Annotated in this window: 9 protein-coding genes; 4 read left to right on the top strand and 5 right to left on the bottom strand. The window is 43.7% G+C overall.

The window, feature by feature from the left end:
• Positions 1-271: 271 nt before the first annotated feature.
• Together PVOR_RS16720 and PVOR_RS16715 are read left to right on the top strand one after the other, a co-directional pair.
• Positions 272-2113: an ATP-dependent nuclease gene (locus tag PVOR_RS16720; protein WP_234972992.1), complete on the top strand. Its 1842-nt coding sequence runs from the start codon at positions 272-274 to the stop codon at positions 2111-2113.
• The gene (locus tag PVOR_RS16715) at positions 2079-3710 is read left to right on the top strand and encodes a UvrD-helicase domain-containing protein (protein ID WP_006210572.1); all 1632 of its coding nucleotides are present in this window, start codon (positions 2079-2081) and stop codon (positions 3708-3710) included. The genes PVOR_RS16720 and PVOR_RS16715 overlap by 35 nt, the downstream gene beginning before the upstream one ends.
• Before the next feature lie 46 nt (positions 3711-3756).
• Here PVOR_RS16715 and PVOR_RS16710 read toward each other — a convergent pair whose 3' ends face one another.
• The 5 genes from PVOR_RS16710 to PVOR_RS16695 all read right to left on the bottom strand — a co-directional run bounded on the left by PVOR_RS16710 (position 3757) and on the right by PVOR_RS16695 (position 8651).
• A complete protein-coding gene (locus PVOR_RS16710; RefSeq protein ID WP_160164006.1) occupies positions 3757-4539 on the bottom strand; it encodes a hypothetical protein in 783 nt (260 codons plus the stop codon).
• Positions 4536-4775: a hypothetical protein gene (locus PVOR_RS29230; protein WP_006210570.1), complete on the bottom strand. Its 240-nt coding sequence runs from the start codon at positions 4773-4775 to the stop codon at positions 4536-4538. Before PVOR_RS29230 ends, PVOR_RS16710 begins: the two co-directional genes overlap by 4 nt.
• 216 nt (positions 4776-4991) lie before the next feature.
• On the bottom strand, positions 4992-6185 hold the full coding sequence (locus PVOR_RS16705; protein WP_006210569.1) for an MFS transporter: 1194 nt from the start codon (positions 6183-6185) through the stop codon (positions 4992-4994).
• A gap of 1 nt (position 6186) precedes the next feature.
• The gene (locus tag PVOR_RS16700; RefSeq protein WP_006210568.1) at positions 6187-7461 is read right to left on the bottom strand and encodes a hypothetical protein; all 1275 of its coding nucleotides are present in this window, start codon (positions 7459-7461) and stop codon (positions 6187-6189) included.
• Between the two features lie 17 nt (positions 7462-7478).
• The gene (locus tag PVOR_RS16695; protein ID WP_006210567.1) at positions 7479-8651 is read right to left on the bottom strand and encodes an ROK family transcriptional regulator; all 1173 of its coding nucleotides are present in this window, start codon (positions 8649-8651) and stop codon (positions 7479-7481) included.
• Positions 8652-8936: 285 nt separating this feature from the next.
• On the opposite strand from PVOR_RS16695, the gene PVOR_RS16690 reads away from it, so the two are divergent.
• Together PVOR_RS16690 and PVOR_RS16685 are read left to right on the top strand one after the other, a co-directional pair.
• The gene (locus PVOR_RS16690; protein ID WP_006210566.1) at positions 8937-10208 is read left to right on the top strand and encodes a helix-turn-helix domain-containing protein; all 1272 of its coding nucleotides are present in this window, start codon (positions 8937-8939) and stop codon (positions 10206-10208) included.
• 133 nt (positions 10209-10341) lie between these two features.
• Positions 10342-12624 carry a glycoside hydrolase family 3 C-terminal domain-containing protein gene (locus PVOR_RS16685; protein WP_006210565.1) on the top strand — a complete coding sequence of 761 codons (2283 nt, stop codon included), beginning with the start codon at positions 10342-10344 and terminating at the stop codon, positions 12622-12624.
• The last annotated feature ends 18 nt before the right edge of the window (positions 12625-12642 follow it).

Below are 12642 nucleotides of genomic sequence, written 5' to 3'. Positions count from 1 at the left end.
GAGTTCTAATACCTTTCTTTATGTAGACCCACGGAGTGCCGATTGAGATGGGGCGGCCCCTGACGGGCGGTTTACCCTCGACCCCTGCCAAGTTTTTCCGATCTCAATGTGCGTACACAGTGGGGCAGCAAGAAGCTGAGTAATGAATCATGTTTCACCTATTTTAGAATGCTTACTCTACTTAGAGATATTTGTGGTAGAATATTACTATAGTTCCGATTCAGATTTAGGTCTTGGTGCCTAATTTTTAATATTGATTATAGTTTTTTTGATGAGCATTAATTCAAATTTTAGTTTGAAAGGAATGTTGAAAATGCATATATCCAATATTAAAATCAAGGGATTTAGAAACTTTAATGAAGCAAATGTAAATTTAAAACAAAAGTCGCTTATAATTGGCTCAAATGACATTGGAAAATCAAACTTAATTTATGCCCTTAGACTACTACTTGATAAAAAAATATCTGACTCAGATTTAGAACTAAAGGATTCGGATTTTCACGTATATGATGAAAGTAATAATGAGATTTTTATACAAATCAAATTCGAGAGTGTTGTGGAGGATTGTGTAATAGGGAAAGTGGGTAAATATGTTAATTCAGAAGGCGAGCTTTTTCTTGCTTATGAGGTAAAGAGGGGGGAGTCTGGAGAAAAAAGCTATCAATTTTACATTGGTCAGCGGGAAGATGATCTACAACCTATAGAATCTCGTTATTACTTAAAAGTTTTGAATATGGATTATATTGAAAGCAGTAGAGAACTTAATTCATATATCAGAAAAGAGAAGAAAAATTTGCTTTTAGAATCTAGGAAGCAACGAACTAAACAAATAGTACAATCTGATGATAAAATAACTAAAAAGATTGAAAAGTCAATAAATATCTTGAATAACAGAATAACGAAATTATCATACATAAATAGTGCTACAAGTAGTTTAAATGATGAATTATTGAGTCTATCATTTCATCATATTGCTAGTACGATTGATTTTGATACAGGTGGTATAGATGTTGAAGATTTTATAAATAGTGTTAATCTTGTTTCCAAGGTCAATGGGAAAAGTTTGTCTGTTGGAGGAGACGGACGTAACAATCAAATTTATCTTGCACTAAGAACTGCAAAAAACAGAATTTTGGACGATACTCCATTAGAAGTGACTATTTGTTGTATTGAGGAGCCAGAAGCCCATTTGCATCCACATCAACAGAGAAGATTATCAAAATATCTAGTTGAATCACTCAGAAGCCAAGTATTGATAACATCACATTCACCACAAATAGCAAGTGAATTTTCTCCTGATTCAATAATTAGGCTCTACAACGAAGCTGATTCTTCAACTCAAGCGGCTAATGATGGATGTAGCACTGGACTGGAAAAATCAATTATTGAATTTGGTTATAGATTAAATATTGTTCCCGCAGAAGCATTCTTTTCTAATGTTGTTTTACTTGTTGAAGGGCCTTCAGAAGTATTGTTTTATAAAGCATTAGCCGCAGACATTGGCATTGATCTTGATAAATATAATATCTCAATTTTGATGGTTGATGGTGTAGGGTTCGAGCCTTTTGTTAATGTTTTAAATAGTCTAAATATTAGTTGGGTAGTCAGAACTGATAATGATATTATAAAAGTTCCACACAAGGACTACTATTACTATTCAGGGATATCGCGTTGTTTAAAGATTGTGGAGAATCATTGTAGTTATGAAGATACAGACCCCATAACTCAATTAATAAGTACCAAAAAGAATTTGCTGGGAAATGTTAATTCAAGAGAAAATTTAACTAAATCTGAAATAGAACTAGGTCAAGAGTTTATAGTTGCTTTAGGGGATGTAGATTTGTATTTATCTAACATTGATTTGGAGAACGATATTTTAAACTCACCCTTGCGTGAAGTGGTTGAAAATTATTATGGAGAAAAAGATTATGAAAGTTTGCTAATGAAAATGCAGAAAAGCAAAGCAACATTTATGTACGATTTTTTATATAAAAATCAAGGGGGATTAAAAGTTTTATTGGAGAACGATTTATCGCTTCCTTTAATTAGGTGCAAAGAAATTGTGGAGGAGATGTTTAATGAATCCGACACCAGAACAAAAGGAGATTATTGACTATACTGGACATATCGTAGTTATTGCTAATCCGGGAAGTGGAAAAACTTTCACAATATCACAGAAAATTATTAGTATATTAGGCGAATTAGAATTTTATCAAGGTGTTATAGCTATCTCATATACAAATAAAGCAAGTAGAGAGCTTGAGAAAAGGTGTTTGGGGAATGGAGCCGATAGGAAAAGCTCGTTCTTTGGCACAATGGATAAATTCTATATCACAGAAATTGTTTTTTCTTTTGGGAGACACATTTTTGGTACTCCTAAAAAAGAACTTGAAATCATTGACGTGAAGAATGAATTTTTCAAGGCATTTACGGGATTTGAGGATTTAGAATCTGAGAATGCAGAAAAGGATATTGATGCATGGATAAATAACAATTTTGCATCACTAGTTAAGTTATATGTAGAAGGTTATGTACTGCTTGAATCAATATCCAAACTTGCTCTGTATATAATTGACAATTGCATCTCCTGTAGAAAATATTTAAAGGCAAGGTATAAGTATGTATTTATTGATGAATATCAAGACTCTGGTTCTGACCAACATGATGTCTTTATTAAGTTAAAAGATTTAGGCATAATTTCTGTAGCGGTTGGGGATACAAATCAATCAATATTTGGATTCTCCAAAAAATCATCAGAGTTTCTAGTAAGACTAGCCCAGAATGCTGACTTTAAACTATTTCATTTAACAAAGAATAGAAGGTGTCACCCTTCGATTATTAACTATGCGAGCAAATTAATATCAAAGGGGTTCACGGACTATATTTCCTCAAATGAAACTCGTATATTTTCTAAATCCATCAATGGGGGAGAAAAAGAAACCGCTGAGTGGCTAAATGCTGTGATTCCTAAGGTTATTACACATTTCGGAGTCGAATCGAGAAATGAGATCGGAATACTTGTGAGAAATAGTAGAACAGGGAAAATGCTACAAAAAAATCTAACGCTAGAAAACAAGTTTTTTGGTAGTACTCCGTTTGATGGGAATAGGAGTCTTTGGGGAAGTATTTTTGAAAGTATTCTTAATTTTATATATGATGATTCTTTAACGAAGTATGAGTTAGTCGGAAATTATTTAGACATTGAGTTACAGGCAGGAAAAGCTAGAGAATTTATGCGTTTACTGAGTGCGGTCGAATGTTATAAAGATAATATATTGGAAATGCAGAAAAGTAGTCCTATATTCATTAAAATTGCAAGAATTATATACCCTCAAGCTGAAAATATAACTGCTGTAACGACATTGAATATTGTTCTTAACAGCCCTGAATTACTTGAGTTTTTTAAGCCTGCAGATAAGAATCAGATTCAAATTATGTCTCTCCATAAATCAAAAGGCCTTGAGTTTGAAGTGGTATTCCACCTTGATCTTCATAGATATGTTTTACCCAAAGAATTTAATGGGGAATATCCCGAAGCAATTCAAGATTTGAATTTGCACTACGTTGGCATTACAAGAGCGAAAAAGTGTTGTGTTCTATGTACAAGCACGGTAAGAGTAAATGGAAAAGGTGAAACCAAAACAGGCGACCCTTCAATATTTTTGCAATTGAACAGATTGTATCCTTTGAGAAGCCCATTCATGTATTAATAACGTGTAATTGATAAGCCTTTTAAGGAATCTACCTCGACATTGCTTATGAGACAGGTTCCTTTTTATACTTTTGGGTTAAAAATCCAGTTATTGTGCCTTCAACTCTTGGTGCTGAAGCATCAGATACAACGATTTTATCGGCATGCGGCAGCGCAGGGTAAATGACGGGCACGTATTGTGCTTCGATCCGCCGACCCTCGTTCAGCACATCAGATGTTAAAGGCTTACCTTGTGCATCCACGATCTGTGTGTCCCCATCGATGGCGAGCACCACGTATTCATATCCGTCAGGATTCGATGGTTGGCCGCTAATCGAAATTCTGCCATCTGTTTTCTCCGTAAGGATACCGTTAATGCCGGCCTCGGTTTCCTGTTCGTCATTGGCGGAATCCGTGTTCACCAGAATATAGTTTGTAGAGGATTGAGGAGGGAAACTTAACGCAACATATGGACCGTAGAAGGAACGAACGGTCATGCCGGCTTTCAGGTCACTTGCTTTCAGTGTCTTTCCATTTTGATCGATAATGGTCGTTTTGGGATCCGGATGAAGCCAAATGGTCTCTGCGTTGTCACCGTACACGTTGCTTCCTTCTACAAGAAAACCTCGTTCGTTTATTTCGGAGATGGTCCCGTCTATAGCGGCAAAGTCATGGTCCGAGACAATGATGGTAAGTGCAGCTCCTTGAGCCGGGAGGCTTTTGGTGATATTCGGGCTATAGAAAGCTTTAATGGCTTTGTTTTTATCTACGATGGTCTGAAGCTGGACTTTATTTCCCTGTGCATCCACGTATTTTAGTATCTTTGGAGATGGAAAGCTTGATTTCACGTTGATACGGTAGCAGCCAAGCCGCGGCCGGTAACCATAATCGATTTGCCTGTTTTGTCATTTACATAATCCGTAATGTAACCCAGGGTTCCAGGCACACGCTTCACCTGATTCACATTGCTGCCTTGTTCCGAATGGATGGAAGCAGGAGGAGCGCCCTGTGCACTTGCTGCGATCGGCAGTGCGGTCATGGCGAGTATCGTAGTGGTTGTTAGTACTTTGTAGATTTTGTTCATTGTTGGTATCCTCCAAATAAAAGATAATCCTAACGAGCCAGGATACAGCCAAGCGATATTTCAATTGGTAAATTGTACTTGCTGCACCACTATAGACGGGAGAAGGTCTCAAAGGTTGCACAGCTGCTGAAAAATCGTTCTGTAATTCCAACGGTCAAGTCCAGATAGACATAAAAAACCGCCCGAAGATAAGGCTTCGGGCGGTCTAATGGCTTATTAAGCTGCAGTCTTAGTTTCTTCTTGTTTAGGAGTGCGAATCAGCATTGCCAGCACCGTAATGATAGCTGTAAATACGAAAATCAAATTAAATCCAGGCTGAATGCCAAAAGCATCCGATATTTCACCGATCAAGAGTCCGACTACCGCGCCTCCGAGACCGGATGCAACATAGATAACGCCTTGCAGTGATCCGGCTTGCTTCGTCAGCTTGGAGGCGATGCCTTGAGCCGTCGGGAACAACACGGACAGGGCAAGTCCGAACAGCATCATTAAATAACTGGCATTCACAACCAGCAGACGGCCGAGAATCAAGGCGAGAAGGGCGAATACGGAGAAGCCGATCAAGGTGCGTCTCTCACCAAGCTTGTAGATGATGAACCCGCCTACAAAACGTCCAATGGTAAAGAGAAATGCAAAGCTGGCGATGATATAGGCTGCGGTTGAAGCTTTTTGCGCTGCATCCATCCCGGCAATGTCCAGCGACGTATAGAAAATCGGGAAGAAATTCAGGAAGCCGGCTTCCGCTGCAACATAGAACAGAATGAACAGAATGACATATAAGATTTGCCGGTCTTTAAACAACCTCGCGACAGACATTAAGCTGACTTTATCTTGCCCTTCAGTTGCAGCTCCCTGTTCGGGTTTAAACATCATGAGTGCAGCCAGAATGATGGCAATCACGACGGCTACACCAATGTAGAAGGCGCGCCAGCTGATGTTATGAGAGAAAATCGCGTTCAGAACGAGCGGAGTAACAATCATACCAACTCCGAACAGTGCATTGGCAAGGTTAAACACCACGCCGGACCGTTCTTTGAAATAGGTCGGAATCAATGTCGCAACCGAAACGGTCATGGACCCGATACCGACACCCACGATCAGATAGAATCCGAGAAAGAAGGCAACGGTATAAGCGGAGCCGGTACCAATTAAACCAATGATCATCAGAATGGTTCCGAGGGTCATAACCGCCTTGATTCCCTTGCGGTCGGCGAATATGCCGGCGACCAGACTGGCTAACAAAAATCCCACCTGAAAGACGGATACCATGATACCGACTTGACTGAGATCCAGATTGATATCCGTCTGAACTTTCTCAAGGATGAGACCCTTGGTGTTCTGAATTCCGCCGAGGACAAACATGGTGGCAAAGATGAGAAAGTAAATGATCGGACGCTGTATTTTTTGCATGTTAGTTCATTCCTTTCTCTCGATAGGTCTGTAAAGCCTCAAACAACTCGTCAGCCGCCCAGCCGTAACAGTAATACAACAGCTCATCTGCTGCGCTGTTCTCACCGGCTTGTACCGCTTCAATCAGATTCTGCGGCGAAATGTTCCACATCTGGATTCCGCTATAGATACGTGTATTGGGGTCGGACAGGCTGCGAACCTTGTTATTCTGATCCGCGACGAATTGAATGGGGAACCCTTCCTGCTTGAACATCTCATACGTCAGATCATAGGGAAGCGCAAAGAATCTTTTGAAGGCCTGGAATGCTTGTTCCTGCTCATCGGCGGTATGCGCCAAGTAATGGATCAAACCCTGTACATCGGCCCCGCCGCCCAGCTTATGGTAAGGAAAATGTTTCAATGCAGGTGAGCATTTGGTGATGCTCGCATAATCCTGGCCAAGCATCCAACTGTAAGCGGGTGGCCAGAGGTCCAGCCACAGCGTAAAGTCCTCGTTTACAGTTCTTACGCGTTCGATGAGACGTTCCACAAAGCCGGTTACACTCTGTTGTCGAAATGCGATCCATTCTTGAATCAGCGCATTGTTTTCCGCAAACGTGACGGCGTCATCGAATTTCTTCTCTGCGAAGAGCGTGATCCATTGACGCAGGTTATTCTTGAGCGCGCTTACATCAATGTGCTGTTCCTTCATTTTTCTCTCACAATGCGGACAGAAGCAGGTTAACAATCCTCTTGGATTCACTTCCTCTCCGCCCCAATCGGGATACCGGATCCGGTCGATCATGTAGGTGGTATAACCGTAACGTTGGCGGAGGTCAATCAGTGCTTGTTCCCAGAAGTCGATGACATCCGGCGCATTGGGACAGAGCCAGTGCGGAATGACTTGTCCATCCAGATCCGTAACCAGATTATGAGCAAGCAGAGGGCCTTCGAAATGACCATTCAGAATATTGAGCCATGGGATGATCTCGTAATGTTCCTCCTGAAGCGATTCCTTAATGATCATCAGGGGATCCTGTTCATCCCTAAGGCCGGGTTCTCTTCGCTGATCAAGCCCTTGATAGGAGGGGAGGATAGCATGCATGGTTCCTGTACCGAACACGACTTCATGTACGGCATTCCTTGGCAGGTTGCCAACAGGGTTCGGATTTCGTTCGAAGATGGTATTCACCTCCGGGAAGATATAGCGTACATCCTTCAGCTTGCGGATATACGACATGATCTGCGGCATACCTTCATCTAAAATATCATGCGGGTGCAGCTGAATTCCTGACATTGCTGATCACGCTCCTGTTAGTAGAGTTGTTTGTCTTTCATATATTGAAGTGAGGGATAAGCTTGCTTCAGCCCTAGAATGGCTATACCCTGGAGAGCCGACTGATGCTGCAAGGTCGAAATCTCGATGGCTACATTGGTTACATTCGAAGTATGAAGACCCACTTTAGCAGTCAGACTCTGGAGTGAGAGCGATTCGGTTACGCCGCCCATGAGCAGGATTTTCTCCGGATTCAGCAGGGATATAATATTCAGGATGCCCATCGCGAGATGCTCCTCAAATCGGGATACAAGATGTCGTGCCTGAATATCTCCTTGCAGAGCCATTTCGAATACTTCTTGTGCTGTGAGGTCCTTATGAAACATACCGTGTGCTGCAGCCTCCAAACCAGAACCGGAACATATGATTTCAAAATGTCCCTTGCCTGAAGGAGCATACAATTGGTGCTGCTGGAACAGCATGTAACCAATCTCGCCGGCTGCGTTCCGCGCACCGCGTATCACTTTGCCATCTATCAGAATGGCGGATCCGAGTCCGGTTCCAATTCCAATCAGTACGGCAGAGTTCAGATCCTGAAGGGCCCCGGCATACATCTCGCCAACGAGTGCGGCACGGACATCATTCTCAACTGTGACGGGAACATGAAATACGTTATGAAAGTACCGGCCAAGATCGATGTTCTTCCATTCCGGCAAGTTAGGCGAGCCTTCGAGAACCATGCCGCTGGAAGGGTCAACGATTCCTGGAGTGGCTATACTGATGAAGGCAAGGCGGGTTTCCGGTTGCCCGGATTGTTTAATGAATTCTTTGATATCGGCCGCCATATGCTCCAAAAATTCTTGACTTGTCTGGTGTTGATACGTAGCTACCGTATGCTTCGCAGTGCATTCGCCTGCCAGATTGAATAGTCCAAAATGGAGTGTGGTCCCGCCGAGATCAACGGCGATGCCGAAGGCAGCATGTTTGGCAAAATGAAGTCTCGTGCCGCGTTTGCTTAAATCAGCGTCATCTTTTTCGTCGTAGATCAATTTCTCTTCAATAAGTGTCTTGACGATATCCGATACGGTGGCTTTGGTAATTCCGGTCTGTTTGGCAATTTCGGTCCGGGCAATAGGCCCCATATCTTTAATGGTATTAAGCACAATCTCTTTGTTCATTCTGCGGATCGTGCTGGGCAGATGTACTTCCATTGGACGTGATCACTTCCTTTTTAGCATCAAAGTTTCTTTTAAGTTTACTATATAAACTTAAAAGGTGTGAAAAAGTACTCATAAACAAATTATTTATAGATTCGGATATTGTTAACCTCTTTATAAGTTTATATTATATCCTTAATGAAAACGATGTCAATGGAAATTAGTAAACAATAATTGGATGAAGATATGCTGAAGGATGCATAATCCCTAATTGATAGTTATTCTGATAACATATAATTATGGAATGAAGCAATGAATGAAGTAGATGGGAGTGGCAGCATGAAGAGAATGAAGCTGGAGCAATGGATGGATATCTGCAAGCTTATGAACGATAATTTGGGGCTGCCTATGCATTATTGTAATCCACATCGGAGAATTGAATACTCCTTAATGCCTGCCGGAATATCATCACAGGGCCAGAAGGAGCTTCAGGAGCGAATGATACAGCTGATCTCGAGTTCCCATCGTGGCGAAGTTCAGGGTCCATACATGCTGGGCACATCCCTGTTGGAAAATTTTATCGAAACACGAATCGAAGAAAATGGCGTTTATATGGGAAGTTTGATAGCCGGTCCGAGCATTTATTCACGCATCCGGAAGGATATGCTGGTTGGCTTGGCGCGTGATCATCGGATCACGGATAGAGATGCGCTTGAGCGTTATTACGATAGGCTTGTAATCATGGATAAGAAGAAGCTTCTTCATGCCGCAGCCATGCTGCACTACCTGGTCTATCACACCCGGATCGATATTACGGACGTCATGCAGCATAATCACGGGGGATCGCGATATCAGGGTCTGGGCGAAAATATAGATATTCAGGTCTCGGAGCAGCGGATCAATGTCTCCTTTCACCATGATCCGATCTATGAGAAGGAGCTGATGCAGCTTGTTACCGATGGACGTCCGGAGGAACTTGTGAACAAGTTGGAGCTCATTCAGACGACGGAGGGGATAGGAACGCTGTCCAGAACAAGCCATGTTCGGCATCAGAAGAATCTAAGCATCGTGGGGATAGCGCTGATGACACGTGCAGCGGTGGAAGGTGGCTTGCATCCAGAGATTGCGTATACGATGAGTGACCTGTATATTCAGCAAATGGAGGAGATGACGGATGCAAACGAAGTGAATACGGCACTTCAGCAGGCGATTTACGATTTTGCAAACCGGGTGAAGGAATGTAAAGAGGGTGATTTCTCGAAAGCCGTCGTGAAGTGCAAACAGTATATTTTTAACCATCTATATGAGGATGTCTCCCTACAGCAGCTGTCTCGCTCAGTGCATATGAATTCCAGTTATCTGTCCAGACGGTTCAAACAGGAAACCGGGGTGTCTATTAGTGAATATATACAAGGGCAGCGCATTGAGGAGGCAAAAAAATTGCTGGTCCTGACTGATCTGCCTATATCGGTGATTTATGCCCGGCTGAACTATCATGATCAAAGCTACTTTACGAAGGTATTCAGGAAGCTGACAGGCGTAACCCCTAAACAGTACCGTGAAGGCCGCAGGTTAAAGAGTACGCATTCAGGCGAGGATGACCCAATATAGTCTGCAATTATCATGATTGCGCTTTATAAAGAAAAGAAAATACCAAGATTCCAATGAAATTACAATAAAGTTAGGAGCAACCTTCATATAATAGGGTCAGCATTGAAAACTGTTTAATGTGGAGGCTGACGATATGAGTGAACAACGTGATATAGAGAAGATCATCAATCAGATGACATTGGAAGAAAAAGCGGGAATGTGCAGCGGGCTTGACTTCTGGAACCTAAAAGGGGTGGAGCGTCTGGGCATTCCATCGATTATGGTGACGGATGGACCGCATGGACTGCGCAAACAACGGCAGGGTGCTGATCATCTCGGCATATTCGACAGCGTTCCTTCCACGTGTTTTCCTTCCGCTGCCGGACTTGCCAGCTCATGGGACAGAGAATTGATCCGGCAAGTGGGTGTAGCGCTGGGAGAAGAATGTCAGGCAGAGGACGTTGCTGTATTGCTTGGACCTGGTGCGAACATTAAACGCTCCCCTGTGTGCGGAAGAAACTTTGAGTACTTCTCGGAAGATCCTTATCTTTCGTCGGAGCTCGCTGCGAGCCATATCCAGGGGGTTCAAAGCCAGGGCGTGGGTACGTCGCTCAAGCATTTTGCCGCTAATAACCAGGAGCATCGGCGGATGACAACGGATGCAGTCATTGATGAGCGTACGCTGCGGGAGATTTATCTGGCCAGCTTCGAAGGAGCCGTCAAGAAAGCGAAGCCATGGACGGTGATGTGTTCCTACAATCAGGTGAATGGTACTTATGCTTCGGAGAATCCAAGATTATTAACGGAAATTTTGAAGGATGAATGGGGCCATGAAGGGTTTGTGGTATCGGACTGGGGCGCTGTCAATCAGCGGGACGATGCGCTTGCAGCGGGGATGGAGCTCGAAATGCCTTCCAGCAATGGACTTGGAGAACGTAAAGTGATCGATGCCGTGCAGAGCGGGAAGCTGACAGAAGAAGCGCTGGATCGTGCCGTTGCCCGTATCTTGCGAATTATTTTCATGGCGATTGATCATAAAAAAGAAAAGGCAGTCTATGACCAAAAAGAGCATCACGCCTTAGCGAGAAAAGTTGCTGGCGAGAGTATGGTGCTCCTCCAGAACGAGGACCAGCTGCTGCCTCTTGGGCAAGACAGCAAGATTGCCGTCATTGGCGCGTTTGCTAAAACACCGCGATTCCAGGGAGGCGGCAGCTCCCATATCAATCCGACTCAGCTTGACACGCCTTATGAGGAAATCGTTGCACTGTCCGGACACGTGTCGAACGTGACCTATGCGCAGGGCTATCAGCTGGAGAATGACGCCGTGGATGAGACTCTCATCCATGAAGCGTTGCAGGCTGCACGCCAGGGGCAAGTGGCCGTGGTCATAGCCGGTCTGCCGGATCGTTATGAATCTGAGGGCTATGACCGCACACATCTTTCCCTTCCGGCGAATCAGACTCAACTGATTGATGCGATTGCGGAAGTGCAGAATAATGTCGTGGTGGTGCTGCTCAACGGCTCGCCCGTAGAAATGCCCTGGCTTCATCGAGTGAAAGCTGTAATTGAAGGCTATCTCGGTGGGCAGGCTGTCGGCGGAGCGATCGCTGATGTGCTGTTCGGGAAGAAGAACCCGTCCGGCAAGCTCGCAGAGACCTTCCCCGTTAAACTGAGTGACAACCCCTCGTTTCTGAACTTTCCTGGCGAAGGGGACCGAGTAGAATATAAAGAAGGGATTTTTGTTGGATATCGTTATTACGACAAAAAAGAAATGAAGACACTGTTCCCTTTCGGCCATGGGTTAAGTTATACCACCTTTGAGTATAGTAATCTAAAGTTCAGTCGAACGGAGCTGACGGATAACGAAACGGTGGAAGTGAGCGTAACGGTCACCAATACCGGTCATCTCGCGGGCAAAGAAATCGTGCAGCTCTATGTTCGGGATGTCGAGAGCTTAGTGATCCGTCCTGAGAAGGAACTGAAGGGGTTCGCCAAGGTCGACCTTGAGCCAGGCGAGCATAAGACGGTTAGTATTACACTGGATAAACGATCCTTTGCCTATTACAATGTTGAACTGAAGGATTGGCATGTGGAATCGGGAGATTTCGAAGTACTCATAGGCAAATCTTCGCAGGAGATTGTGCTGAAGGATACACTGCAGGTGCAGTCTACAGTGAGATTGGAACAGCAATATACACTGAATTCGACCATCGGAGAACTGTTAAGTGATCCTGTGACCGCGGAAACCACGGGCCAATTGCTGAAGAAATTCCAAGAAGCCAGTCCCATGTCGGGCATGGCGGAAGACGATTCCCATTCCGAATTGTTTGCAGCCATGATGAAGGATATGCCGCTTCGTAATCTCCTGGCCTTTGGGGGCGGGGCAGTGAAAGAGGAAACACTGCTTCAGCTGCTGGATGGATTGAATCGACGATGAAACTTCATGTCATTTTAA

It is taken from the genome of Paenibacillus vortex V453 (assembly GCF_000193415.1).
GTDB classification, from domain to species: domain Bacteria; phylum Bacillota; class Bacilli; order Paenibacillales; family Paenibacillaceae; genus Paenibacillus_AQ; species Paenibacillus_AQ glucanolyticus.
Note: the sequence above shows the minus strand (reverse complement) of the source record. Positions and strands in the feature narration are given on the sequence as shown.